This window comes from Micromonospora sp. NPDC047521 (assembly GCF_055587305.1).
The window spans coordinates 75,029-99,772 of sequence record NZ_JBVJGN010000015.1 but is presented as its reverse complement, the minus strand read 5'-3'; the positions used below and the strand labels follow the sequence as shown (position 1 = coordinate 99,772).

At 72.0% G+C, this 24,744-nt stretch carries 23 protein-coding genes; 13 read left to right on the top strand and 10 right to left on the bottom strand.

Annotation, left to right across the window (positions count from 1 at the left end):
- Positions 1 to 4 precede the first annotated feature (4 nt).
- Entirely contained in the window at positions 5 to 514 is a 510-nt protein-coding gene (def, locus tag ACZ6N8_RS26645) for a peptide deformylase (RefSeq protein ID WP_466013232.1), read from the top strand.
- Positions 515 to 518: 4 nt separating this feature from the next.
- Here the strand turns inward: def and ACZ6N8_RS26640 are convergent, their stop codons facing one another.
- On the bottom strand, positions 519 to 1,289 hold the full coding sequence (locus ACZ6N8_RS26640) for a GNAT family N-acetyltransferase (RefSeq protein ID WP_466013231.1): 771 nt from the start codon (positions 1,287 to 1,289) through the stop codon (positions 519 to 521).
- Positions 1,289 to 2,062 carry a sulfite exporter TauE/SafE family protein gene (locus tag ACZ6N8_RS26635; protein ID WP_466013230.1) on the bottom strand — a complete coding sequence of 258 codons (774 nt, stop codon included), beginning with the start codon at positions 2,060 to 2,062 and terminating at the stop codon, positions 1,289 to 1,291. Before ACZ6N8_RS26635 ends, ACZ6N8_RS26640 begins: the two co-directional genes overlap by 1 nt.
- A 182-nt stretch (positions 2,063 to 2,244) precedes the next feature.
- On the opposite strand from ACZ6N8_RS26635, the gene ACZ6N8_RS26630 reads away from it, so the two are divergent.
- The 3 genes from ACZ6N8_RS26630 (at position 2,245) to ACZ6N8_RS26620 (ending at position 5,991) form a co-directional block, all read left to right on the top strand.
- The gene (locus ACZ6N8_RS26630) at positions 2,245 to 3,024 is read left to right on the top strand and encodes an endonuclease/exonuclease/phosphatase family protein (protein WP_466013229.1); all 780 of its coding nucleotides are present in this window, start codon (positions 2,245 to 2,247) and stop codon (positions 3,022 to 3,024) included.
- 109 nt (positions 3,025 to 3,133) lie between these two features.
- Positions 3,134 to 5,242: a M14 family zinc carboxypeptidase gene (locus ACZ6N8_RS26625; protein WP_466013228.1), complete on the top strand. Its 2,109-nt coding sequence runs from the start codon at positions 3,134 to 3,136 to the stop codon at positions 5,240 to 5,242.
- 92 nt (positions 5,243 to 5,334) lie between these two features.
- Positions 5,335 to 5,991 carry a fasciclin domain-containing protein gene (locus tag ACZ6N8_RS26620; RefSeq protein WP_466013227.1) on the top strand — a complete coding sequence of 219 codons (657 nt, stop codon included), beginning with the start codon at positions 5,335 to 5,337 and terminating at the stop codon, positions 5,989 to 5,991.
- A gap of 6 nt (positions 5,992 to 5,997) precedes the next feature.
- On the opposite strand, the gene ACZ6N8_RS26615 is transcribed toward ACZ6N8_RS26620, so the two are convergent.
- Positions 5,998 to 6,999, bottom strand: a complete 1,002-nt coding sequence (locus tag ACZ6N8_RS26615) for a tyrosine-type recombinase/integrase (RefSeq protein WP_466013226.1) — start codon at positions 6,997 to 6,999, stop codon at positions 5,998 to 6,000.
- Positions 7,000 to 7,398: 399 nt separating this feature from the next.
- Between ACZ6N8_RS26615 and ACZ6N8_RS26610 the strand changes: the two genes are divergently transcribed.
- Positions 7,399 to 8,157, top strand: coding sequence for a hypothetical protein (locus ACZ6N8_RS26610; RefSeq protein WP_466013225.1), 759 nt, complete (start codon positions 7,399 to 7,401; stop codon positions 8,155 to 8,157).
- Positions 8,158 to 8,314: 157 nt separating this feature from the next.
- Here the strand turns inward: ACZ6N8_RS26610 and ACZ6N8_RS26605 are convergent, their stop codons facing one another.
- The gene (locus ACZ6N8_RS26605) at positions 8,315 to 8,635 is read right to left on the bottom strand and encodes a hypothetical protein (RefSeq protein ID WP_466013224.1); all 321 of its coding nucleotides are present in this window, start codon (positions 8,633 to 8,635) and stop codon (positions 8,315 to 8,317) included.
- Between the two features lie 258 nt (positions 8,636 to 8,893).
- Here ACZ6N8_RS26605 and ACZ6N8_RS26600 point away from each other — a divergent pair, with 258 nt between their 5' ends.
- The 3 genes from ACZ6N8_RS26600 (at position 8,894) to ACZ6N8_RS26590 (ending at position 11,051) form a co-directional block, all read left to right on the top strand.
- A complete protein-coding gene (locus tag ACZ6N8_RS26600; RefSeq protein ID WP_466013223.1) occupies positions 8,894 to 9,544 on the top strand; it encodes a hypothetical protein in 651 nt (216 codons plus the stop codon).
- 195 nt (positions 9,545 to 9,739) lie between these two features.
- Positions 9,740 to 10,345, top strand: a complete 606-nt coding sequence (locus ACZ6N8_RS26595) for a response regulator transcription factor (protein WP_364364987.1) — start codon at positions 9,740 to 9,742, stop codon at positions 10,343 to 10,345.
- 121 nt (positions 10,346 to 10,466) lie between these two features.
- The gene (locus ACZ6N8_RS26590) at positions 10,467 to 11,051 is read left to right on the top strand and encodes a response regulator transcription factor (protein ID WP_364364989.1); all 585 of its coding nucleotides are present in this window, start codon (positions 10,467 to 10,469) and stop codon (positions 11,049 to 11,051) included.
- 21 nt (positions 11,052 to 11,072) lie between these two features.
- Here ACZ6N8_RS26590 and ACZ6N8_RS26585 read toward each other — a convergent pair whose 3' ends face one another.
- From ACZ6N8_RS26585 to ACZ6N8_RS26565, 5 genes are all read right to left on the bottom strand, one after another.
- Positions 11,073 to 12,824: an ATP-binding cassette domain-containing protein gene (locus ACZ6N8_RS26585; protein ID WP_466013222.1), complete on the bottom strand. Its 1,752-nt coding sequence runs from the start codon at positions 12,822 to 12,824 to the stop codon at positions 11,073 to 11,075.
- Positions 12,821 to 14,548 (bottom strand): ABC transporter ATP-binding protein, encoded by a 1,728-nt coding sequence (locus tag ACZ6N8_RS26580; protein WP_466013221.1) that lies wholly within the window; start codon positions 14,546 to 14,548, stop codon positions 12,821 to 12,823. Before ACZ6N8_RS26580 ends, ACZ6N8_RS26585 begins: the two co-directional genes overlap by 4 nt.
- A gap of 73 nt (positions 14,549 to 14,621) precedes the next feature.
- Positions 14,622 to 14,741: a SapB/AmfS family lanthipeptide gene (locus ACZ6N8_RS26575; RefSeq protein WP_013734295.1), complete on the bottom strand. Its 120-nt coding sequence runs from the start codon at positions 14,739 to 14,741 to the stop codon at positions 14,622 to 14,624.
- A 5-nt stretch (positions 14,742 to 14,746) separates the two neighbouring features.
- Entirely contained in the window at positions 14,747 to 17,344 is a 2,598-nt protein-coding gene (lanKC, locus tag ACZ6N8_RS26570) for a class III lanthionine synthetase LanKC (RefSeq protein ID WP_466013220.1), read from the bottom strand.
- A gap of 136 nt (positions 17,345 to 17,480) precedes the next feature.
- Positions 17,481 to 18,314 carry an alpha/beta fold hydrolase gene (locus ACZ6N8_RS26565; protein WP_466013219.1) on the bottom strand — a complete coding sequence of 278 codons (834 nt, stop codon included), beginning with the start codon at positions 18,312 to 18,314 and terminating at the stop codon, positions 17,481 to 17,483.
- A gap of 110 nt (positions 18,315 to 18,424) precedes the next feature.
- Between ACZ6N8_RS26565 and ACZ6N8_RS26560 the strand changes: the two genes are divergently transcribed.
- A complete protein-coding gene (locus ACZ6N8_RS26560) occupies positions 18,425 to 18,889 on the top strand; it encodes a hypothetical protein (protein WP_466013218.1) in 465 nt (154 codons plus the stop codon).
- Between the two features lie 48 nt (positions 18,890 to 18,937).
- Here the strand turns inward: ACZ6N8_RS26560 and ACZ6N8_RS26555 are convergent, their stop codons facing one another.
- The gene (locus ACZ6N8_RS26555) at positions 18,938 to 20,566 is read right to left on the bottom strand and encodes a beta-N-acetylhexosaminidase (protein WP_466013217.1); all 1,629 of its coding nucleotides are present in this window, start codon (positions 20,564 to 20,566) and stop codon (positions 18,938 to 18,940) included.
- 180 nt (positions 20,567 to 20,746) lie between these two features.
- On the opposite strand from ACZ6N8_RS26555, the gene zwf reads away from it, so the two are divergent.
- The 4 genes from zwf (at position 20,747) to ACZ6N8_RS26535 (ending at position 24,721) form a co-directional block, all read left to right on the top strand.
- Positions 20,747 to 22,120: a glucose-6-phosphate dehydrogenase gene (gene zwf, locus ACZ6N8_RS26550; protein WP_466013216.1), complete on the top strand. Its 1,374-nt coding sequence runs from the start codon at positions 20,747 to 20,749 to the stop codon at positions 22,118 to 22,120.
- A 66-nt stretch (positions 22,121 to 22,186) separates the two neighbouring features.
- A complete protein-coding gene (locus tag ACZ6N8_RS26545) occupies positions 22,187 to 23,026 on the top strand; it encodes a hypothetical protein (protein ID WP_466013215.1) in 840 nt (279 codons plus the stop codon).
- Positions 23,027 to 23,186: 160 nt separating this feature from the next.
- Positions 23,187 to 24,599 carry an OFA family MFS transporter gene (locus tag ACZ6N8_RS26540; protein ID WP_466013214.1) on the top strand — a complete coding sequence of 471 codons (1,413 nt, stop codon included), beginning with the start codon at positions 23,187 to 23,189 and terminating at the stop codon, positions 24,597 to 24,599.
- Entirely contained in the window at positions 24,596 to 24,721 is a 126-nt protein-coding gene (locus tag ACZ6N8_RS26535; RefSeq protein WP_466013213.1) for an MFS transporter small subunit, read from the top strand. The genes ACZ6N8_RS26540 and ACZ6N8_RS26535 overlap by 4 nt, the downstream gene beginning before the upstream one ends.
- Positions 24,722 to 24,744: the final 23 nt, after the last annotated feature.

Here is a 24,744-nt window from a genome sequence, read left to right as displayed (position 1 = left end):
CCCCATGACCATGCGGCCCATCCGGATCATCGGCGACCCCGTCCTGCGCACCGAATGCGAGCCGGTCACCACCTTCGACGCCGAGCTGCGCGCCCTGGTCACCGACCTGATGGACACCCTGCTCGGCGAGCCCGGCCGCGCCGGCGTCGCCGCACCGCAGATCGGCGTCAGCGCCCAGGTGTTCGTCTACGACGCCGACGGGCACCGCGGCCACCTCATCAACCCCACCCTGGAGCTGTCCGACGACCTCCAGGACGACGAGGAGGGCTGCCTGTCCATCCCCGGGCTGTACTTCCCGACCACCCGCGCCCTGCACGCCACCGCCCACGGCGTCGACCAGAACGGCGAACCACTCAGCATCACCGGCAGCGGCTTCCTCGCCCGCGCCCTGCAACACGAGACCGACCACCTGCGCGGCACCCTCTACGTCGACACCCTGCACGGCGACACCCGCCGCCGGGCCCTGCGCGAGATCCGCGCCGGCCGCTTCGACTCACCCAGCCGCCGCCGCTGACCCGCTACCGCGCCGTCAACGTCCACTCGTCGTAGTCGGCGAACCTGGTGAACCCCACCCGCTCGTACAGCCGCACCGCCGCCGCGTTGTCCGCCTTCACGTTCAACGTCACGTGCGTGACGCTCTCGCGCAGACGCGCGCACAACGCCGCCACCACCCCCGCGCCCAGACCCCGACCCCGCCAGCGCGGGTGCGTCGTGACGTTGCCCAGAGCCGCCACCCGGTACGCCTGCGAGAACACGTGCACCCCGGCCACCGCAACCAGCTCACCGCCCTCGCGGACCCCCACGTACTGCCCGGTCTCCAGCATCCGCTCGTCGAACCAGTTCCCCGGGTACGCCCGCGCGTACAGGCGCCGCAGCCCCGGCAGGTCCGCCGCCCCGAGCACCACACCCTGCGGACGCACCGCCGACAACCGGGCCGGATCGGTCAACGCCATCCGGTGGTGCCGGCCACTGGACTCCAACCGGAACGACCCGCCCAGGACGTCGGACAGCCCGGGGGAGAGGTGCGCGTACAACCGGGCCGGCAGCACCGGCGCAAGGTCGGCCAGCAACGCCCCCAACGCCGCCGTGTCCGCCGGTGCCGCGAACGCAAGCAGCGTCGGCGGATCCACCCCGTGGTACAGCAACGCGACCTGCTCACCCCGACGAAACCACGAGGTGTACGGCCAGAAGAAATCGTCCAGGTCACCCAACTGGTAGGCGTGCAGCACCGGATCACGCCCCAGCAACCCCGCCAGGACCGCCCGGTCGTGCTCGGCGCGCACCGCCATCAGCGGGCCACCCACTGGTCGTGGCCGAGCTTCGCCACCAACGCCACGACCACCACCAGCAGCACCACCCGCACGAACCCCGACCCGCGCCGCAACGCCATCCGCGCCCCCAGCACCGCGCCCGCGATGTTGCACACCGCCATGCCCGCGCCCAGCAACCACCACACGTGCCCGGTCACCCCGAACACCACGAGCGCACCCAGGTTCGTGCCCGCGTTGACGACCTTCGCCATCGCCGAACCGTGCACGAAGTCCGCACCCACCAGCGCGGTGAACGCCAACACCAGGAACGTGCCGGTGCCCGGACCGATCAGCCCGTCGTACAGGGCGATACCCACCCCGGCCACCGCGACCACCGCCGCCACCCGCACCGGAGTCCGCCTCGCCGGCACCGCCACCACACCCAGCCGGGGACGCAGCAGCACGAACACCGCCACCGCCACCAGGACCACAAGCACCACCGGCCGGTACGCCGACGCCGGCACCGCCCCGGCCAGCGCCGCACCCACCCCCGCGCTGAGCACCGCCAACCCCGCCGCCGGCCCGGCCACCCGCCAGTCGACCTTCGTGCGCCGCGCGTACGTCACCGCCGCCGTCGACGTCCCGAAGATCGCCGCCAACTTGTTCGTACCCAACGCCGTGGCCACCGGCAACCCCGGCGCAGCCACCAGCAACGCCGGCAACAACAGCAGACCACCACCGCCGACCACGGCATCGACCCAACCCGCCATCGCGGCGGCGGCCAGCAGAGTACTAAGCGAAACGGCGTCCACGGGCGGCAATTCTCCCCACCCGACCCGCCCGAGCAGCCCGACAGTGGCAAGCCTCACCCCTCAGCGACCCCGCGTACGCCGCAACCACACCCCCAACGCGCCAACCGCCACGAACACCAGCACGGAACACAGCAACACTTTGACCACCCAGCAACCCTGCCACGGGGACGTAGGGTGCAGGAGTGCGCCTGGCCACCTTCAACATGCTGCACGGACGATCCCTCACCGACGGGCTCGTCAACTCCGACCGCCTCGCCGCCGCCGTCGGCGCCCTCGACGCCGACGTGCTCGCCCTTCAGGAGGTCGACCGCGACCAGCACCGCAGCGGCAAACTCGACCTCACCACCATCGCCGCTGCAGCCCTCGACGCACCCCACCACCGCTTCGCGGCCGCAGTCGTCGGCACCCCCGGCGAACAGTTCCGCCCTCTGCGCCACGACGACGACGGCCACGGCGAACCCTGCTACGGCATCGGCCTGATCAGCCGCTACCCGGTGCGCAGCTGGCAGGTCACCCGACTCAAACCGGCGCCCGTACGCTCCCCGGTCTACGTCCCCGGCCCCCGTGGCGGCCTCATCCTCCTGCACGACGAACCCCGCGTCGTCCTCGCCGCCGTCCTGGACACCCCCCACGGCCCGCTGACCGTCGCCGCGACGCACCTGTCGTTCGTCCCCGGCTGGAACGTTTGCCAACTCCGCCAGACCATCCGCGCCCTGCGCGCGCTTCCCGCACCCCGCGTCCTGCTCGGCGACCTCAACCTGCCCGCCGGCCCGGCCCGACTCATCTCCGGCTGGCACCCCCTGGGTCGCCGCCCCACCTACCCCGCCGGGCAACCCCGCGTCCAACTCGACCACGTCCTGGCCGACCGGCACGCCCTCACGCAACTCCCACCCGTACGGGCCGTCACCGCGCCGCTGTCGACCATCTCCGACCACCGCCCCCTGCTGGTCGACCTCGGCTGACCGACGCCTCCCGCGCCAAGCCGCAAGATTCCCTCAAGATCATTGCATCGACGAACTCCGACGATCATGCTGGTCGACACGCGCCACGATCGACCCCGTCGGAGGCCACATGAGACGCCAGCGAACCACCCTGCTCGCCGTGTCCACACTCCTCAGCGTCACCCTCACCGCCGCACCCACCCCCGCCAACGCCCAGAGCGCCGCAGCACCGAACCAGGTCACCAACCTCACCGTCCGCCAGGCCGACGGCTACGCCACCCTCGCCTGGACACCCGTCGACGGCGCCACCGACTACCAGATCGAACGCACAGCCGTCGACACCAACGGCACCCCCACCGGCGCACCCACAATCGTCGGCATCTGGCGCCCCAACCGCCAGATCAACCAGCAGGCCCCCACCTTCGCCGACGCAGGCTTCAACCCCGGCGACAGCTTCCAGTGGCGCGTACGCGCCCGCACCGACACCACCGAACAGCCCTACTCCGACCCCGTCACCGGCACCACCACCGCACCCTGGGGCAACCCCGACACCCCCGGCCAACAGCTGCGCACCCAGTGGGAGACCACCCACGCCGCGCAATACACGAGCGACACCGACGAGTACGCCTACACCGCCGCCATCGACGCCCTCAGCGACCGCGTACGCGTCGTCGAACTCGGCCGCACCGTCCAGAACCGACCCATCAACATGCTGGTCATCGGACACCCCACCCCGGCCACCACCCCCGAGGCCGTCGCCGCCACCGCACCCGTGGCCATCAACTGCAACGTGCACGGCAACGAACCCGGCGACCGCGAAGCCTGCCTCATCATGGCCCGCCAACTCGCCTTCAGCACCGACCCCCGCATCACCGACCTGCTCAGCCGCACCACGGTCCTGATCGTCCCCACCATCAACGGAGACGGCCGCGCCAACAACACCCGCGGCAACTCCACAGGCCAGGACCTCAACCGCGACTACTCCCTGATCCGCCAACCCGAGACCGCCGCGTACATCAAAATGGTCCGCGACTACCGACCCGTCGCCGGCTACGACGGCCACGAGTTCGGCAACTCCCGCGCCGGCGACCTGCCCATGCTGCCGCCCCGGCACCAGAACGTCGCCCAACCCATCTTCGACCAGTCCCAGGACATGATCGAAGGCCACATGTACGCCAAGGGCGCCGAAGCCGGCTGGTGGCCCTGCCCCTACGGCTGCGAAGGCGGCGGCAACGTCGGCCTCAGCGAGGAAACCATCCTGCGCAACACCCTCGGCCTCAAGAACGTCACCAACTCCCTGCTGGAACTGCGCAGCTCCGGCGGCCAGACCCGACCCGACGAGGGCAACACCGCCAACAACCGGCGCCGCAAGACCTACTCCGCCCTCTGGACCTTCCAGCAGTTCCTCGACTACCACCGCGCCGACCGCGCCGACATCCTCACCTCCCGCGCCGAAGCCATCGAGATCCAGGCCGCCAACACCGGCCACCTCGTCTTCCGCGGCTCCCGACCCATCCCCGCCCACCCCGCACCCCACCCGGGCGACAGCCCGCCGCCCCTGGACGCGCCCCCGGCCAACCTGATCCTCGACAACGCGCCGTGCGCCTACAACCTCACCGAAGCCCAGTACAACGGCCCGCGCACCGACGGACCCGCAGGCGTCGGCACCACAGTCGCCCAGCGCATCGCCGCCCACGGCTGGAAGGTCATCACGACCACGGACGGCTACTACGTCCCCCTCAACCAGCCCGAACGCGGCCTCATCCCGCTGCTGCTCGATCCGATGGGCGTGGAGAAGCTGACCGACGGCGAACGCGTCTACCCGACCCTCACCGGCCGACGCAACGGACCACTCGCCGTCACCGGCTTCACCTGCGCCGCCGACGCCACCATCAACGGCCCCGTCACCGTCCGCGCCGGCGCGGCACTCGTCACGACCGGCACCACCATCAGCGGCCCGGTCACCGCCAACGCCGCCGCCGGCGTCCTACTCGCCGACAGCACCGTCAACGGCCCCGTCCACATCGCCAACACCACCGACGCGGTCTCCCTCATCGACGTCACCATCGCCGGCCCGGTCAGCCTGACCGGCAACACCACAGGCACCGACGCACCCCTGCTGGCCGGAAACACCATCCGCGGCCCGCTCAACTGCAGGGCAAACAGCCCCGCCCCGACCAACCTGGGCGTCGCCAACACCGTGCAGGGCCCCCGCACCACCCAGTGCGCGGCACTCTGACGGCCACCTGACCGAACCGAACTGCCGGCGGCGCGGGTTCGAGACCCGCGCCGCCGGCACATCCCCACCCACCCGAAACCGTGGAGGCCGCCGTGTCGCAACCCGCCACCCCACCGCGACGCCCCCGACTGCGTACCCTCGGGCTCCTCGCGCCGACACTGCTGCTCGCCGCCTGCACCAGCAGCCCCGCGACTCCCCGCACCGACGCCGCACCACCGGCCAACGCACCCCAGGTCACCGGACCCCTCTGCGCCGCCCTTCCCACCGGCACCGACCCCGGAAACCCGACCTTCCTCGCCGGTCAGCCCGTCGACCAGGCGCTCCGGTGGATCCCCACCCTCACCACCTTCGAAGCGGCAGTGCGCACCAGCGGAGTCTTCACCGACCTGCCCACCGGCGCCGGCGTCACCATCCTCGCCCCCTCCGACGACGCCTTCGCCGCCAAGTTCTCCGAGGACAACTGGGACGACCTGATGACCCGCCACACCGACCAGCTGCGCACCCTGCTGAAGGCACACCTGATCCAGGGAACCCACCCGATCAGCCAACTGGCGGACACCGGCACCGCCACCACCCTCGACGGCACCACCGTCGCCGTCACCCGCAACGGCCCCACCGTCCGTCTGGCCGACCGCGCCGACGCCGTCTGCGCCGACTACCAGGCCACCGACACGCGCATCCACATCATCAACGCGGTCCTCGGCCCGCTGCCCACCACCGCCAACGACAGCGACCACCGGGCACACTGACCGCGCTCACTCCTGGTTCACCGGCACCAGACCCGCCAGCGCCCGGTTGGTCCGATTCGCGCGTACCGCGTCGCGCTGCTGCCCAGCCGTCACCTCGATGTACGTCTGCGACGACGCCAACGACGCGTGCCCCAACAAACGCATGATCTCCGCGGCGCTCGCCCCGTCCTCGGCCAACCGGGTCGCGAACGTGTGCCGCAACGCGTGCAACCGCGCACCCCGCGGCACCCGGTCACCGATACCCGCCCGCCGAAAACACGACTCGACGAGATACTGCAGCCCACCCCGGCGCAACGGCTCACCACGCCGATCCACCAGCAACGCCGAGTCGGGGCGCACCGACCGCGAACCGAAGCGCCGCGCCCGACTGTCCAGGTAGTCCACCAGCACCCGGTCCAGATCCGCCTCGATCGGCACCACCCGGGGCCGCCCACCCTTCCCGAGCACCTCGATCCGCCTCTCACCAGGTCGACCACCCACCGAGCCGACCCGTAGTGCCAGCAACTCCGACAGGCGCAGCCCCGCGCAGAGCGCCACCGCCAACACCGCGACGTCCCGCTCTGGCCACGGGTCGCGCTGCCGACCCTCGTCGCGCGCCGCGGACGCGAGCAGCACCTCGGGAGTGTCCGCCCCCCGCAGCGGCTTCGGCTGGGGGAGTAGCGCCCGAGGTCGCCCGACCGCCGGCATCGGGTTGCCGGCCACGATCCCGTCGGCTACCAGGAACGTGAAGAAACTGTTCCACGTGGACCAGGCCCGGTGCACCGACGCGGGCGCGCGGGGCCCGGCGAACCGGGCGAAGGCCGCACGCATCACCCTGGGGGAGAGATCGGTGATCGACAGCGCGCCCAGGGGGAGGGGAGTGGCGGCATCCTCGGCGACCAGCGCCGCCACCGCGTGCAGATCCCGACGGTACGCGGCCAAAGTGTGGGGGGAGGGCTTGCGGGTCGCTCGGGCGGTCAGGAACTCCTCGATCAACACCATGAGCGATTCGTCCCGCTTGTCATGCATAAGGGATATTATGCAGCATTTTCGCGTTGCGGGGAAGCGTGGGGAGAGGGGGAGCGGACCAGGTCCGCACGGGAGGCGCCTCTATCTCCTCAGGTGCCTGTAGAGCTGCCCCACGTGTGGGGCGGGTGATCCCCGGCGCGTGGACCAGTGATCCCCGGCGCGTGGCCCAGGTGTGATGGTTCTTCGAAGCCGACGACGTCCCGGCAAACACCATCCCGCTGTGGGTGGGTGACCAGCGGTGAGGATAGGCCGGTCCCTGCGCCGCTGCGGGCGTTTCCGGCGCCGATGGTCGGCGCACCCCACGGATGGGGCAGCTCTACAGGCACCGAGCGACACATCGGCTCGCCCCCAGCGTCGCAGGCCAGTGGCGCTGCTGGAGAAGCACGTATCGTGCCCGGCATGACGTCGCCCGTCGCCACCTGCCCCGTCTGTGGTCGACCCGGCAAGCCGCCCACTGTCTACCGGGACCCGGCCCACCCAATCGATGTGGTCTGCCCCGAGGGGCACCAGTGGCGGCCGGACGGCGAACCCGGGTGGGCTCCCTCAGCATCGCCCACCATCGTGGCTGGACGCCCCGACGCTGACCGCGCCTCGACACAACCTCTGGACGTCCACAAGGACGGACGGAACTGGCGGATCGGCACGGCCAGCGACGTCGCCTGGCTCGCCGGCCACACCACACAGGGCCTTGCGATCACCACCGCGATCCCGGAGGTGTTCGACGCGTACGCCACCTTCCACCCGCCCGAGGGCGTCGGTGTGGACGCCCACGAACAGGCCGTGGTCCGCGAGCTGGCGGCACGTACCCCGGAGCAGCCCTGGTGGCTGGGCTACCTCGACACCGGCGCGCACGACGTCGTCTTTCCTCGTGCCCCAAGGGTGTCGCTCTACTGGGGTTGGCCCTACGTCCTGGTCGAAGCGGGACCCGAGCAGGCCCTCACCTGGCGGACCGGTCACATGCGCGGTGACGGTCCGCTGCCCGACCTGTTCTTCCCGGCGGATCACTCCTGGCTCGTCTCCGCCCTGTGGGACGACACCTGGACCGACGTCGGTGGCAACGCCGCTGTCATCGCCGGCCTGCAACGCAACCCGCTGGTCAGTGCCCGCCGCGTGCGACCCGACGAGGACGCGTGTCCGCCGGGACTGACGCGCGACTGAGAGTGCCCATCGGTGGGTCGAGGGGACCGTCAGATAACGCAGCTTTACATAATGTGCATTATCGAATCAGGACTTCGCCTCGCGGAGGTGCGAGAGTGCCAGCCCACCTGACGGACGGGCACCGGATGCGTTCACGTGTCCACATCGCTACGATGAGTCAGCAAACTCGAGCGGAGGGGGTCGTGCCCGCGTGCGAAGTCCCGTCGATGGCACCGCGCCGACTCCTGTGCCGCCCCGATCCGTCCCGTTTGCGGCCGACCGGATGCGCCGGCTCGCCCGGCGGATGCTGCTGATCCTGGCCGCCGTCGGCGCCGGCTTCGTGGTGGCCGTTCTGTTCCAGGGGCCGGCTGCCGCGGACGACGGGGTCGGCGGCGCCCATCATCAACGGACCGGTGTGATCGAGCGGGTCGTCCGGCTCACTGTTGGAGAAGGCATCGACCGGCACCGCCAGCGGGACGCGAGAGCCGACGACAGTCACCGGGATGTGCCCCCCACCTCGCGGACGAGGGCTGTCCGGGTCGCCCCTGTGACGCCACCGACGTCGCCCGAGGGGTCGAGCCGAGGCTCGGCCAGGCCGGTCGCGCTCCCCCACGTCGGCGCGTCCGTGACGCATCGTCCGGTCGAGCGAAAAGCGGTCCGACCTGGAGCTCGCTCGGAGTCGGCGGTCCGGGTCGGCAGTCGTCCGCCCCGCGACGCCGGCCCGCCGCAACGGTTCGTGACTCCCCCGGCACCGATCGTGACAGAGGTGGTCGCCGCGGATCCCTCGCCCCGGGCACACCCGCGCCTCGCCGCGCCGCCGGTGCTCCGGCCCGTCCTGTCGTCCACGACAGGCCTGGTCAGCGGCGCGGTCGCGCAGGTCGTGGGCATCGTGGACCGGGTGCCGATCCGGCCGGTCGTCGTCGCCCTCGGTCGCATCACCGGTGTCGTCCTGTCGCCGGTTCTCGACGCGGTGATCGTTCCGGTGTCAGCGCGGCTGCCCGCGCCGCCGGGGCCCGGGCTCGGCCCTGTCCCGGTGACCGACGCGGCGAGCCGGCCCTCCCCGGCCCCACCGGTCGATCCGGCGCTGGCTCCGGTACGCCCGGTCGAACTGCTGACGGCGGTGGCTACGCCGTGGCCGGCGTCTGCCGTCCAGGGGCCGCGCATCACGTCTGCAACGGGGCATCGCGTCGGGCGGCCAGGTCCGACGGTCACCCCGGTTGGTCTTCCGGGGCTGCCCGTCGCACCCGCCGACCAGGACGCGGCCGGCGTCGACGAGGGGTCGACGCCCGCGCCCGGGCTGGTGTGGCCGGTCGTCCGGCAGGTGGTCGCCGCCGCCGCGCAGACCTACGATCTCGGGCTTTTCGTCCTCGGGACCCGATCCCCGTCGGTGATCGCCCGACCCGGCTGAGGCGGCCGGTCGGCCTGCGGCGGCTGCCCTGTGTTCGGCAGGTTCCGCTGCTGGGTCGACCGGTGCCCGGGCCCGTTCACGAGACGGTGCCTGGGCCGACGCCTGCCCGTCTGTCACGCGTGGACGGTCTGCTGGGCCCCGTGGGTGATCCGGGGTGGTGGCCGTCCGGCGCGTACCTGAGATCGGAGAGACGTGGTGATCCACGTTGTCATCGCCGAGGACATGGGTTTGTTGCGCGGGGCGCTCTGCGCCGCGCTGTCGCGTGAGGAGGACATGGAGGTGGTCGCCGACGTCGAGGGTGTCGGCGAGTTGTTGACGGTGGTCCGGCGGTGCCGGCCACAGGTGGTGGTGCTCGCGCTGTCGCCGGATCTGCCCGATCCGGTGGAGGTGGTCGCCGCGGTCCGGGCGGGGGCGCCGACGAGTGCCGTGCTGGCGATGAGCCCCCGGTGGAGTCCGGCGCTCGTGGAGGCGGCGCTGGCGGCCGGCGCTCGGGGCCTGGTCGGGAAGGACGGCTCGCTGGAGGAGTTGGTACGGGCGATCCGCACGCTCGCCGACGGGGAGCGTGCGATCGATCCGGTCGCGGCGGCGGCGGTGCTGTGGCCGACGGAGAGCCCGTTGACGCCTCGGGAGTTGGATGTCCTGCGGATGGCCGCCGAGGGTCTTCCGCTGAAGGAGATCGCTGTGCGGCTGCACCTGGCGCATGGGACTGTGCGCAACCATCTGTCGGCGATCCTGCGCAAGACCGGTGCCCGTAACCGGTTGGAAGCGGTGTGGCGGGCGCGGCGGGACGGCTGGTTGTAGGCGTCCGGGGGGCGGGTCCGGGGTGTGTTCGGGCCCGCTCCCCCAACGTGCGGTTGCGCGATTCGCGTGTTTGAATGCGTACGTTGCGTGATCGTCACCGGGGTGCGGGGAAGGATTCGAGGTGATCCGTACGCTGCTCGCGTTGGACGGCACCCTGGTGCTGGGTGCGTTGTCGTTCGTCCTGGCTGCCGAGGACGACATCCGTGTGGTGGGCAGGGTGGACCGCGTCGCCGCGGTTCCCGCCGCCGTGCGCGCCCACCGGCCCGATGTGGTGGTGGCCGACCTGGACTTCGTCGAGGGCGTCGAGGCGAGTCGTCTGGGTTCGTGTCCGGTCCTGGTGCTGGCTCACCCGCGTCGGGCGGGGCGGCTGCGGGGGATGTTCTGCGCGACCCGGATGGTGGGTGTGCTGCGCTGTGATGTCGCTCCGCAGCGGGTCATCGACGGGGTTCGTCGGCTCGCCCGGCGGGAGCCGGTGCTCGACGCGGATCTCGTGGTGGCGGCGCTGCACTCGGATGGTCCGTTGACCGATCGTGAGACGCAGGTGTTGTCGCTGACCGCGGCGGGGGCGCCGGTGGCGGAGGTCGCGGTGTCGCTGGGGCTGAGCTGCGGCACCGTGCGCAACCATCTCGGGCGGATCGCCCGCAAGGTCGGGGCGCGTACCCGGGTCGAGGCGGTGCGGGTCGCGCGTGAGGCGGGCTGGATCTGAGCCCCACGCCGGTGGGGTGGTTCAGGCTCGCGGCACGGGGGGTGCCATCGCGGGTTCGTCCCAGCAGCCGACGAGCAGTCGGTAGGTGGTCGAACGGCTCAGCAGTTGCTCGTGGGTCCCCGTGGCGGGTTCGTCGCCGTCGAGGACCAGTAGGCGGTGGGCGCGGATCGCGGAGCTGATGCGGTGGGCGATCACGACGAGGCTGCCGGGTCGGTGGGCGAAGGCGTCCTCGACTGTTGCTTCCAGTGCCGGGTCCAGGTGGCAGGTGGCCTCGTCGAGGATCACCAGTGGGGCGGGGGCGAGCCAGGCCCGGACGGCGGCGATGAGTTGCCGTTCGCCGCTGGAGAGCTGGGCCGGGGTGATCGGGGCGGCGAGGCCGCCCAGGCGGGTGGCCAGGGGGCGGGCGCCGAGTGCGTCGAGTGCGGTTTCCAGGGTGCTGTCGTCGGCGTCGGGTCGGAGGTAGCGGAGGTTGTCGGCGAGGCGTCCGGTGAAGATGTAGGCCTCCTGGGGTACGAGGACCCGCATCCGGGCCAGGGCGGCGGGTGTGGCGTGGGCGACGGGCTCGCCGGCGAGGTGGACGGTGCCGGCTTCGGGTGGTGTGAGGCCGGCGATCAGGGCGGCCAGTGTGGATTTGCCCGCGCCGCTCGGGCCGACGACGGCGAGGTGTTCACCGTCGGCGAGGGTGAGGGAGAAGTTCTCCAGGACGGGTCGGGAGCGTGGTCCGTAGCGGAAGGTCAGTCCTCGGGCCTCGATGGCAGGTGCGGGGCCGGTCTGGTGGGTCGGTGGGCGGGGCGTGCGAGGGGCGGGTGCGGGGGCGGTGTCCGGGTAGGTGCGCAGGATGTTCTCCAGGGTCACGACGTAGCGCAGTCCCCCGCCGCCGATGCCCTGCACGAGGGTGTGCAGGGCCGGTTGCAGGCCGGTGGAGACGTAGATCAGCGCGCCGAGCACCGCGCCGGCGGTCAGGCCGCGCTCGACCAGCCAGGGTGTGGCGGCCACCAGTACCACAAGTGGCAGCCAGCCGCCGATGCCGAGGCTGAGGCTGCGGATCGCGGCCATCCGGGCGAGGGTGCGTTCGGTGGCTGCCTGCGCGGACACCCGGCGTTGCACGTCGGCGGTGACGCGTGCCTGGGCGCCGCAGGCCAGCACGTCGCGGTGCCCTGCCAACGCGGTCGCCGTCGCCTGGCCGAGGTGTTCGCCGGCCCGGACGTACGCGCGCTGGTGGGCGACCATCGCCGGCAGGGCGGTGATGAAGACGGCCAGGCCGACGAGCATCGGCGCGGCGGCGAGCGCTGCCACCGTCGGGGTCAGGGCTAGGAGGCCGAGCAGGGCCGCGCCGGCGGAGAAGAGGAAGCCGCGGGTCACCATCAGCAGGCCGGCGAAGGTGTCGCGGACGATCTCCACCTGGTGGGTCAGCCGGGTCACGGTGGCGCTGTCGGGGTGGCCGCCGGTGCGGGTGGCGTCGTGCAGCGCGCCCCGCACGACGCGTGTCGCCAGGTCGTCGCGGAACGGCTCGACCACGGCGCCGAGGCTCCGGTACGTCCGGCCGGTGGCCGTGGCGCCGAGCAGCACGGCTACGGCGAGGGCGCCCAGCCAGGTCAGGCCGGTGAGGGGGTGTCCGGCCAGGAATCCGTCGTCGACGGCGTGGGCGATCAGGTAGCCGGAGAGCAGCGCGGGCAGTGACTCGACGAGCGACCAGCCGCAGAGCCGGGTCAGCTCGCGGCGGCGGGCCCGCGCCGCCCGCCAGGTGACTCGGCGTACGCCGGGACGGGTCATGGTTCACCGTTGGCGGGTTGGAAGACCGCCCGGTAGTCCGGGTCGGTCCAGAGGCGTTCGTGTGGTGCGAGGGCGCGCAGTCGACCGCCGTCGAGCCAGGCGACGAGGTCGGCCGCGGCGGCGGTAGCGGCCCGGTGGGTGATCACCAGGCGGGTGCGTTCGCCGGCCCGTGCGGTCACCGCCCGGGTGATGCGGTGTTCGGTGGCGGTGTCCAGGTTGGAGGTGGCGTCGTCCAGGATGAGCAGTCGTTCGGCGGCGAAGGCGCGGGCCAGGCCGAGGCGTTGGGTTTCGCCTCCGGACAGGGGTGTGCTCGCCAGCGGGGTGCGGTAGCCGTGGGGTAGCCGTTCGACGACGTCGGCGACGGCTGCCGTGCGGGCGGCGTCGAGGACCGCCGGTGTCGCCGGTGTGGGGTGGGTCGGTGGTGCCGCCGATCCGGCCGGCATGGCCATGCCGATCGCGTCGTGGATGGTCGCGCCGATCAGCACGGGCCGGTCGAAGGCGTAGCCGACGGCCCGGCGCAGCGCCGTGCGGTCGAGGTGCCGCAGGGGTACGCCGTCGAGTCGTACGTCGCCGGCGTCGGGATCGTGCAGCCGTCCCGCCACGGCGGCCAGGGTCGACTTGCCGGAGCCGGACGTCCCGACGACGGCCACTGTGGCGCCGGCCGGTACGTCGAGGTCGATCCGGTCGAGGATGGGTCGGCCGTCGTCGGTGTGCACGCTCACCCCGCGCAGTCGCAGCGCGCCGCCGCCGGGTGGCAGGGGTCGGTGGCCGGCGGGCGCGGTGGTCTGGGCCAGCAGCTCGGCGACGCGGTTCGCGCCGGCGCGGCTGCGGACCAGGTGGTTCAGTGTGGCGAGTACGCCGCCGAGTCCGGCGCCCATCGCCGCGTAGCGGACCGCGGCGATGAGTTGTCCCGGCGTCAGCCAGCCGGTGGTCAGGGCGTACCCGCCGACGGCGACGACGCTCAGGTGCAGCAGTGGCGCCACGGCGGAGGTGCGTGCGTTCGCCCGGGCCAGCAGGTCCCAACCGCGTCGGCCGTGCGCCGCGAGTTCGGGCAGGGCGGCCAGCACCCGTTCCTGTTCGCGGTGGGTGGTGGCGGCGGCGGCGATGGTCTTCGCGCCGGTCAGTGACTCCAGCAGTCGGCCGGCGATGGTGCCCAGCGCCCGCTGGTAGCTGGCGGTGACGGTCGAGGCGTCGGAGACGAAGGCCCGCATGAGGACGGCGAGCAGGGTGAGGCCCGCGAGCAGGGTGAGGCCGAGGACCGGTTCGATGATGGTGAGGGCGACGACACTGCCCAGTGGTGGGAGCACGGCGACCGTCGCCAGCACGACGGCGTTGCCGGCCTGTCCCGCGTCGGCCGTCTGGCTGACCAGCCGGCCCACGAGATCACCCACCGGGTGGCGGCGGGTGGCGCGGACGTCCAGCGCGAACAGGTGGCGCAGCAGGTGCCGGCGTAGTCCGGCGGTGGCGCGTGCGGCGCCGAATCCGGTGGCCAGGTCGGTGATGGTGTCGACGCAGATGAGGACGACGACCAGGGCGCAGGCGGACACCATCCACCAGCTGGGGCCGGTGGCGAGGGCGGCGTCGACGGCGCGGCCGAGGGCCGCGGGTAGCAGGAGTTCGGCTGTCGCTCCGAGGAGCGCGACCACGGCGAGCGTCGCGGTCCAGCCGCCGCCCGCCAGGACCGTCCGCCGGAGCAGCCGGTCCCCCGCGGCGAACGTCGGCATGGGTCCTCCCGGTGCTGCGCGGGTGGCCCTGGGCGGGTACGTCTACCCGCCCAGGGCTCCACGTGCGAATGGATCAGTTGCAGGTCGTGACGGAGAGCGAGCTGTCACCGCAGAGCAGCAGGCTCGCCCGGCTACCGCCACCCGTGCGGTCGGCCGGAGCCATCTCCAGGCCCTGGAGGTCCAGAAGCGCCATGTCGTTCACCTCCCTTCCTTTCGTTCGTGGAGTGCGTCGCCCTCGCTGTCGCGAGGGAGTCTCTGTGCGTCCGCCAGGGGCGCGAGGAACGGCAGCGTCCGTGGTTCGTCGGGCCGGGCGCAGGCCAGCGCGTACAGCACGCCGGCGGTGCCGGTGCCGAGGTCCATGGACAGGCGCAGCAGCTGCTCACCCGGGAAGGCGGTGCCGTCGCGGTAGGGCAGCGCGTGCCAGGACAGCCGTCGCAGTTGTGCGTCGAGTTCCCGGCGGTCGGCGTCGTGTGTCGAGGCGGCGAGGTAGGCGATGATGCCGGCCCGGCCGGTGAAGAGTCCGGACTGCGCGTAGAACGGTGAGCGTGCGGCGCGGCGGATCTGTGCGCTCGCCTCGGCGAACCGGTCGTCGGCGCGGTGACGCAGGTACTGGTCGAGGACCAGCCCGATGCCGGCGCTGCCGTGGGCCAGGTAGGGCATCGTCCGCCAGCCCTCGTTGACCTCCAGCGCGCCGTCGGGGCGCAGCACGCAGCGGCGCAGGTCCTGGCGCAGGGCTGTGGCGGCGTGTCCCAGCAGGTCGTCGTCGCCTGTGAGTTCGTAGAGGCGGAGCAGCATCAGCGCCGGGCCGGTCCGGCCGCGCAGCAGCCCGGCGTACGGGTGGCGTCCGCCGCTGATGTCGGGGCCGGGGTCGTCGGCCAGCCGGTCGATGACCCGTTCGGCGGCGCGCCAGGCGGCGTCGCGCAGCGATTGCTCCCCGGTGCGGGCGGCCAGCTCGGCGAGGTTCAGGGCGATTCCGGACAGTCCGCTGGCCAGGCTGTGGTCGAGGCCGTCCACCGGTTCGCGGAGGCAGATGTCGAGCACGTCCAGCGCGTCCTGTCGGCGTCCGAGGTGTTCCAGGGTGTACGCCACGCCGTGCAGTCCGTCGTAGAAGCCGCAGCGGGTGCCGGACGGTGGTGTGGTCGCCCGCCGTGCGAGCCACTGTTCGTGCTCGGGCCAGCGGCCCGCGCCGCTGGTGGCGAGGGCGTACAGCACGCCGGCGGCTCCGTGGGCGAGGTTGAGGCCGCCGCTGCGGAACTGTTCGATGTCGCCGGGGAAGAGCCGGTCGTCGCGTTCGGCTGTGGCGCTGGCGATGATCGCCCTGGTGAGGCGGTCGCGCTGGGCGGGCCAGTCGTGCGCGCCGAGGTCGGTGTGGGGGTCGGTGGCGTCCGGGGGTGCGCCGGTGATCTCCTGGACCGCCGGGTCCAGGAAGGATCGCGGGACCGGGAAGTTCGCGGCGATGATGTCGGCCAGGTCCGCCGCCTTCGTCGGGGCGAGCCGGACCAGCTGGGTCAGGGGTAGGAACAGCGCCAGCCGCAGGCACGCCAGGGCGTACCTGTCGACCGCCGGTCCGCTCCGGTCGCGGGGGGCCGCGAAGCCCTGGTTGCGCAGTCCGGGTCGGCGGTGTCCGGTGATCGGGGCGGCGACCTCGAAGTCGACGAGGGCGACCTGGTCGTCCGGGCGGATCATGATGTTGAACAGGTGCAGGTCGCCGTAGACGAGTCCGCGCTCGTGGATGGCCGCGATGAGGGACTCGACCTGCTCGTGGACGTGCAGCGCCCAGCGGGCGTACGCCGCCCGGTCGTCGGGCGTCGCGTCGGCGTCGATGAGCGGGTACCTGTCGACGAGCACCTTGTTCAGGGGTCGGCCCTGGATGAACTCGAGGGCGAGGAACCGGTGTTCGCCGAGGGTGAACTCGTCGTGCACGCGTGGCACCTGCGGCAGGTCGGCGAGTTGCCGCAGTGCGGTCGCCTCGCGGGCCAGTCGGGCGACGGCGTCGACGCCGTCGGCGTCCAGGCCGGCGTGCGGGCGCGCTTCCTTGAGGACCACCTCGGTGTCGCTTCGCAGGTCACGGCCCACGTACAGCCCGCCGCCGTTGGAGAAGTGGATCACCCGCTCGATGCGGTACGGCACCTGGTTGGTGCTGGTGTCGTTGCGGGCGGCCAGGTGTGGGCCGAGGAAGTCCGGCAGGGTGATCCAGGACGGCACGTGAAAGACCGGATCGCGGCGGTCGGGCACCAGCGCACCTGTGTCGGCCTCGATCGCGGGGACCACCTGGCCGTCCGGGGAGTGGCAGTAGCGGGCGGCGAATCCGCCGTAGCGCACGTGCACCGGGCCGGCGCCGTAGCGCAGGTCGCTGAGGATGTACGGGCCGGGCTCGCCGGCGAGCAGCTCGTCGAGTTCCTTGCAGGTCAGCTCCAGCTCGGCGTCGTCGCGGGGGTAGACGGTGATGAACTTGCCGCTGGCGGCCCGGGCGGCGTACTTGGAGTTGCGCAGCAGCAGCGTGCGGGGCCCGCGCAGGAACTTGAAGGACAGGCCTCGGGGGACGCAGTAGTCCCAGACCGCGTCGAGCACCCGCTCGGCGTTCGTCAGGCCCGCCGACACGTGGATCTTCCAGCCCTGCTGCGGCAGTGAGCCGCCGTCCGGGCCGTAGATCAACCAGTCGTCGAGCGGCTCTCGCCGCCAGCCGGTCGGGACCGGGCGGTCGGCGGCCGGGAACACGGGTTGGGCGACGGCGCTGCCGAGCGAGTCGTAGAACAGTCGATCCGCGGCGCAGTAACTGTCGTAGCGCTCGTCCACCGTCCCGCCTCCCGTCCCGAACCCGTACCGGCTGTTGTTCCGGCGTTGAATCGAGTCTCGTGGACAGGGCGGGGTGCGCCACAGTGCGCTTAGTCATCACCTTCGATGAGAGGCGCACGGGTACTCATGACAAAAGTCAGGTCCGGGCGGCCGGCGGACGCCCGGGACGCGGCCGTGCTCGCCGCCCAGGTAAGTCGCGGGTGCGGCGCAGCCAGTGGTGGGTGTGGGCGCGCAGCAGGGCGGGCTGCTCGTAGGGCAGGTAGTGGCCGGCCTCGTCGATCACGCTGAAGGTGCCGTGCGGGTAGCGGCGCATGGCGTGGAACTGGTCGGCGTAGCCGACGATGCCGTCCTGCCGGCCGGTGAGCACGCTTACCGGTCCGTCGAAGACGGTGTCGGCGTTCTCGTCGGCGAGCGCGTACCCGGTGCCGGTGCGCAGCGCCTGCTGGAAGGCCTCGTCGCCGGGGCCACCGGCAGTGAGGGCGGCGAGGACGGTAGCGACGACGGCGGGGGTGCGGTGACCCAGCGCGGTGTCGAGGTGCGCGCGCAGGTCGGTGGGGGCGGCGTCGAGCCAGCCGGCGGGCCCTGCCGGTGGGCGATGCTCGGGCAGGGTGCGGCTGGCCGGCGCGATGGTGACGCCGGGGCACACGAGGAGCAGGCCGCGGACCAGGTCGGGGCGTTGGCGTGCGATGCCGGCGGCGAGGTACGCGCCGTAGGACGCGCCGGCCAGCAGGGCCGGTGCGTCGAGGTGCCGGTCGAGCCAGGCGATGACTGTGTCGAGCACGGCCTGGGAGGTGGGTCGGCAGTGTGCTGGTGAGTCGCCGTACCCGGGCAGGTCCAGGTACGTCTCGCGCAGTCCCGCCCCGGCGAGGGCGGGGGCGAAGGCGGCCGCCGTGGCGGCGCGGGTGGTGCTGATCATGGGCAGGCAGACGATCGCCGGTCCGTTGCCTGTGGTCTCGGCTGCCAGGTCCATCCGCGGATCCTAGCGGGCGCTCGGAACGGGAGTGCGCGATCGGCGGGTGATCTCTACAGTGGTGCGTTCCGGCCCCGGTGGGGGCCGCTTGTCACAACGGGGGAAACACCATGATGGGTAGGTCTGTGCGTACCGTCCTGGCCGGTGTCGCGCTCGCGGGTCTGGTCGCGGGTTGCGACCCGGCGCCGAAGGAGGACGTGGGCAGCGCCGATGCGTCGGCGACTGCGGCGGCCAGCCCGACGGTGGACGTCGCGGCGAACAGCAAGCAGGTCTGTGAGACGACCCTTGCGGTGGTGAAGAAGCACTTCGTGGCGATGGCGGACGACGCGATCGCCGCGATCGACAAGCCGGTCAGCGCCAAGGAGCAGGGCGAGAAGGTGCGCGGCCACTACACGGCGCTGGCGCAGGACCTGCGCAAGGAGGCGCCGACGGCGGTGGATCCGCAGCTGCGTACGGCGTTGGAGAATCTCGCCACCGCTGTCGAGAAGCGGCTCACCGGCCCGAAGGCCACCGAGGTGGAGGCGCCGGATCTGGACCCGACCCTCAAGGCGCTTGACAGCACCTGCGGTCGTTGACCGCCGCCGGGGCGTCGGCCGGGTTCGACCGGCGCCCCGGGGAACGGTTCAGATCCAGGGCACCTGGGGGGACGGGTAGAAGTTGACCTGTTGCAGGCGCCAGCGGGGCGCCTGCTCCCCCAGCCGGGTCCGGAACGACTCCCAGTCGTGGCTGGTGGTGGTCGACCAGCCGAGTTCGGCGATCGCCGGCAGGCGGGGGAAGGCCATGTACTCGATGTCGTCGATGGTTCGCAGGGTCTCGGACCACAGGGGCGCCTCGACGCCGAGGACGGCGCTCTCGCCGACTCCGGTGACGCGGGTCGCCGGGTCCCAGCCGTACGCGTCGGACACCTCGATGAGGCCGGCCCAGCGCAGGCCCAGGGGTGTGTTTGCGTCGTACTTCATGTCCAGGTAGGTCTTGTTGGCCGGGGACATGACGACCTTGGTGCCGCGGGTGACGGCGTCGACGAGGTCGGCGTTGGTGGTGCCGGTTCCCCAGAACTGGGCGACGGCGTCGGCGGGCGGGTCGGCCTGCGCGATCTCGTTCCACCCGGAGGCGCGTTTGCCGTACTTGCTGACCAGCGGCAGCACCCGGTTCATGAAGGTGCGGTAGTCCTCGTCGGTGGTGGCGTGGGCTTCGTCGCCGCCAATGTGCAGGTACGGGCCGGGTGTGATGGCGGCGAGTTCGCGGATGACGTCCTCGACGAAGCGGTAGGTGAGCTCGTCGTCGATGCACAGGGAGCTGTAGCCGACGGCCATGTCGGTGCGTGGGGGCGGTGCGACGCCGTCGCAGTTGAGTTCGGGGTAGGTCGACTGGGCGGCGTTGGTGTGCCCGGGCATGTCGATCTCGGGGACGATTGTGACGTGCCGGGCGGCGGCGTACGCGACGACGGCCTTGTAGTCGGCTTTGGTGAGGTATCCGGGGCCGACGCCGTCGACTCCGGTGCCGGGCCCGCCGCCGACTGTGGTGAGTCGGGGCCAGGAGTCGATCTGGATCCGCCAGCCCTGGTCGTCGGTCAGGTGCAGGTGCAGGTAGTTGATTTTGTACTGGCTGATGAGGTCGACGTACGCGGTGATCTCGTCGACGGTGTGGAAGTGCCGGGCGAGGTCGAGCATGGCGCCCCGGTAGGCGAAGCGCGGGTAGTCGACGATCCGTCCGCCGGGGACGGTCCAGGTGGCGTGTCGCCGGTCGGGCGCCTCGATGTCGGCGGGCAGGAGTTGGCGCAGTGTCTGGGTGCCGGCGAACAGCCCGGCGGCGGTGTTGGCGCGGATTGTGACGCGCTGGCGGGTGACGTCGAGCTGGTAGCCCTCCTGGCCGATGCGGTGGTCCGCTCCCCCGAGGACGAGGGCGATCTCGGGCAGTGGGGTGGAGCGGACCGGCAGGACGGGCAGCGGGTATCCGGTGGCGGGGCGCAGGGTCTCGGCGAGGTGGTTGCCGACCTGGCGGGCGGCGGCGGAGCCGGGTGCGGTGCGGATGACGGTCCGTGGGGTGATCCGGAACGCGGCGCGGGCGTCGGGGCGGGTGTCGACGGGCGCGGGGATCACGTCGGTGAGGTGCCGGGCCGGGGTGTGCGGTGTGGCGGCGGCGGGGCCTGCGGGGAGGGTGAGGGGCAGCGCGAGCGCGGCGATGGCCAGCAGCCGCGTGGTGGTGTGTCGGCGACGCACGGGTACCTCCAGGCGTTCGTCGTGATCGGTCATCATCGATCCGATTCGCACGCTACCCGGGGCGCGCCCGCACTGTAAACACTCCTAATCGTTCCTGTCGGCACGGGAGCTGCTGTCGTCGTCCTCACCCGCGACCGGCGAAGGGGAATTCGTGAGGTGGTCGCACGGTTCACCGACTGGAAGATCAGAGTTACATGATCGGATGGAAGTGCCATGCGCTCAGACGCGGTAGTGCTGTTCGGCGTCACGGGAGACCTCGTCTCGAAGAAGCTGTTCCCGGCGCTGTACGAGTTGAGCAGGCGCGGTCGCCTCGACGTTCCGGTGATCGGCGTGGCCCGCTCCCCCTGGGACGACCAGCAACTGGTCACCACCGCCCGCAAGTCGGTCACCGAAGCCAACGACGAGGTCGACGACGAGGCGTTCGACGCCCTGGCGCGCCAGCTGTCGATGATCTCCGGCGACTACGCCGACCCGGGCACGTACCAGCGGCTCGCGCAGCGCCTGAAGGACGCGCGGCGGCCGATCTTCTACCTGGCGATCCCGCCTGCGGTGTTCGGCGCCGTCGTCGAGGGCCTGGCGGCGGCCGGCCTGGCCGACCGGGGCCGGGTGATCGTGGAGAAGCCCTTCGGACGTGACCTGGCGTCCTCCCGCGAGCTGGACCGCACGCTGCGGGCCGCGTTCGACCCGCAGCGCGTGTTCCGCATCGACCACTACCTGGGCAAGGAGGCCGTCGAGGGCCTCTACGCCTTCCGGTTCGCCAACCGGCTGTTCGAGCCGCTGTGGAACAGCGACCACATCGACAACATCCAGGTCACCCTCGCCGAGGGGTTCGGCACCCAGGGCCGCGCTGGCTTTTACGACACGGTGGGCGCCACCCGCGACGTGTTGCAGAACCACATCCTTCAGGTCGTCGCCCTCATCGCGATGGACGCGCCGAGCGCCGACGACACCGACGCCTTCCGGGAGGCGGAGGTCGCGGTCCTGCGGCAGATCGCGCCGCTGTCACCGCAGAGCACCGTACGGGGGCAGTACGTGGGGTACCGCGACGAGCCGGGTGTCGCACCGGACTCGAACACCGAGACGTTCGTGGCCACCCGGTTGACCGTCGACTCTCCCCGCTGGGCGGGTGTGCCGTTCTACCTGCGCACCGGCAAGTCCCTGCCGGGGACGGCGACCGAGGTGGTGGTCGAGTTCAAGCAGCCCCAACGCTCGCTCATCCGCGCCGAGGGCGGGGCCGGCGCGCCCGCGAACCTGCTGCGGTTCCGGCTCGGTCGCGGCGACGGCATCACCATGTCCATCCAGGCCAAGAGCCCGGGCGCCGAGGTGACCAGCCGGCCGGTGGACCTGTCGGTCGACTTCGGCGCCGCGTTCGGTCGCCGTCAGGAGGCGTACGAGCGGCTCCTCGACGACGCGATGGACGGGCAGCACCTGCGGTTCGCGCGCGAGGAGACGATCGAACAGGAGTGGCGGATCGTCGGGCCGATCCTGGACCTGGCGACCGAGGTGCAGCCGTACGACAAGGGCACCTGGGGTCCGGCGGACGCCGACGCCCTCGCCGGCGGCTGGCACACCCCGGACCTGCGGTAGTGGCGCCGCTCACGGCGCCGGCATCGCCGGCGCCGGGGCGCGCGGCGCGGTGGCAGGCTGTGCCGAGTGACAGGTGACGACACGGTACGCGCGCTCGCCGAGCTGACCGAGGCCGAGTTCATGTTCCGGTACGAGGCGGGAGCTCCGGCCCACGTCCGGGAGGCGCTGGGCATCCACACCACCCGGATGGGTGGCGGGGTGGTGCTGTCGATGCGGCACGACCCGACCGGCTACTGGAGCAAGGCGCTCGGGTTCGGCATCGCCGAACCGGTCACCGGTGAGCTGATCGCCCGCGTGTGCGACGTCTACCGCGCCGAGGGCACACCGTCCGCCGTCATCCAGATCGCCCCCGAACGGCTGCCGGCGGACTGGGACGAGATCTGCACCCGGGAGAACATCACAGGCGCGGGCACCTGGGTGAAACTGGCCGGAGAGATCAGCACGCTGACGCCCGGCCACACGGACCTGCGGGTCGGTCCGGTCCCGGACGACCTGGTGCCTGAGTGGGCGTCGCTGGTGCTGCGCTGCTACGGGATGCCCGAGGAGCACCTGGCGCCGATGCTCACCGCGAGCGTGCGCGACCCGGGATTCCGCCCGTTCGCCGCCTGGGACGGCACGCGGATGGTGGCCGCCGCCAACCTGTTCCTGAACGGCGCGGCGGCCTCGCTCAACACCGGCGCGACAGTGCCCACGCACCGGGGTCGGGGTGCGCAGTCGGGCCTGCTGGCCGCCCGGGTGCGGGCCGCTGCCGACGCCGGCTGCCGGTGGGTCACCGGTGAGACGGGACGACCCGAGCCGGGTACGTCCAACCCGTCACTGGACAACATGCGCCGGCTGGGCCTCACCCCGCTGTACGAGCGACGCAACTGGATCTGGCGGGCGGACCCGGCCGGCCAGGACGCCTGACGCGCCGTCGACCAGCCTGGATGAGCGTCCGGCGGGGTGGGCGACTGACTGACCGCTCAGCTCACGGTTTCGACCGTCCGGCGACGGCGAGGTTTGCCGCCCGCGTGCGGTGTGGGCACGTTGTGGGCACATCTCGTCCGCTTCGGAGAGGAAGCAGCCCATGCTTTCCGCACTCGACCGTCGGCACACCGTCGCGCCGCCCGGCTACAGCCGTTGGCTGATCCCTCCGGCGGCGTTGGCCATCCACCTCTGCATCGGTCAGGTCTACGCGACGAGCGTCTACAAGAATTCGCTCATCGCCCACTTCGACACCAGTCAGACAGCCATCGGGGTCATCTTCAGCATCGCGATCGTGATGCTGGGACTGTCGGCGGCGGTCGCCGGGACCTGGGTGGAGGCGAACGGGCCGCGCAAGGCCATGTTCGTCTCGGCCTGTTTCTGGGCGGTGGGCTTCCTGGTGGGGTCGCTGGGCATCGCCACGAAGCAGTTGTGGCTGCTGTACCTGGGTTACGGGCTGCTCGGCGGCATCGGCCTGGGCATCGGCTACATCTCGCCCGTCTCGACGCTGATCAAGTGGTTCCCGGACCGGCCGGGCCTGGCCACCGGGCTGGCGATCATGGGATTCGGCGGTGGGGCGATGGTGGCCTCTCCCCTGTCCCGGCAGCTGCTGTCGTTCTACGACCCGGCGTACGACCCGTCCAACGCGGGTTCCACGGCGTCGGGCAGCGCGCTTGTGTGGTTGTTCGTGACGCTCGGCCTCGGCTACTTCGTGATCATGATGTTCGGGGTGGCGAACGTGCGGGTGCCGGCCGAGGGCTGGCGTCCGGAGGGGTTCGACCCGGCGAGCGTGGCGGCCAAGCCCCTGGTCACGACGGCGAACGTGTCGGCGGCGAACGCGGTCAAGACCCGCTCGTTCTGGCTGCTGTGGGTGGTGCTGTTCTGCAACGTGACCGCGGGCATCGGCATCCTGGAACAGGCCAGCCCGATGATCCAGGACTTCTTCCGGGACAACGGCACGTCGGCGGTGTCGGTGGCGGCGGCCGGTGGATTCGTGGGACTGCTGTCGCTGTTCAACATGGCCGGCCGGTTCGTGTGGTCATCCACCTCGGACGTGATCGGACGCAAGCCGATCTACCTGGTGTACCTGGGTGTCGGCATGGTGCTGTACGCGTTGCTGGCGCTGGTCGGGCAGACCGCGACGGCGCTGTTCGTGCTGCTGGCCTGCGTGATCCTGTCGTTCTACGGCGGCGGGTTCGCCACCGTGCCGGCGTACCTGCGGGACCTGTTCGGCACGTACCAGGTGGGTGCGATCCACGGCCGGCTGCTGACCGCCTGGTCGGCGGCGGGGATCGCCGGCCCGCTGATCGTCAACGGGTTCCTCGACGCGCAGGGCCAGCCGGGCACGTTGACGGCGGCGGCGTACCGGCCGGCGCTGTTCACCATGGTGGGCGTCCTGGCCGTGGGCTTCGTGGCGAACCTGCTGGTACGACCCGTGCCGCAGCGCTACCACGAACCGTCGGAACAACAGGACGCGAACGAGGACAGGACGTCGGAGAGGAGTGGCACGCGATGAGCGACGACAGCCGGAACGGGCAGCAGGCCCGGTTGTGGATCTCCTGGTTGGTGGTGGCGGCGCTGCTGGGCTACGGGGTGGTGCAGACGCTGATCACGGCGGTGAAGCTGTTCACCCAGTGACGAGGTGAGCCGGGGCGCGCGGC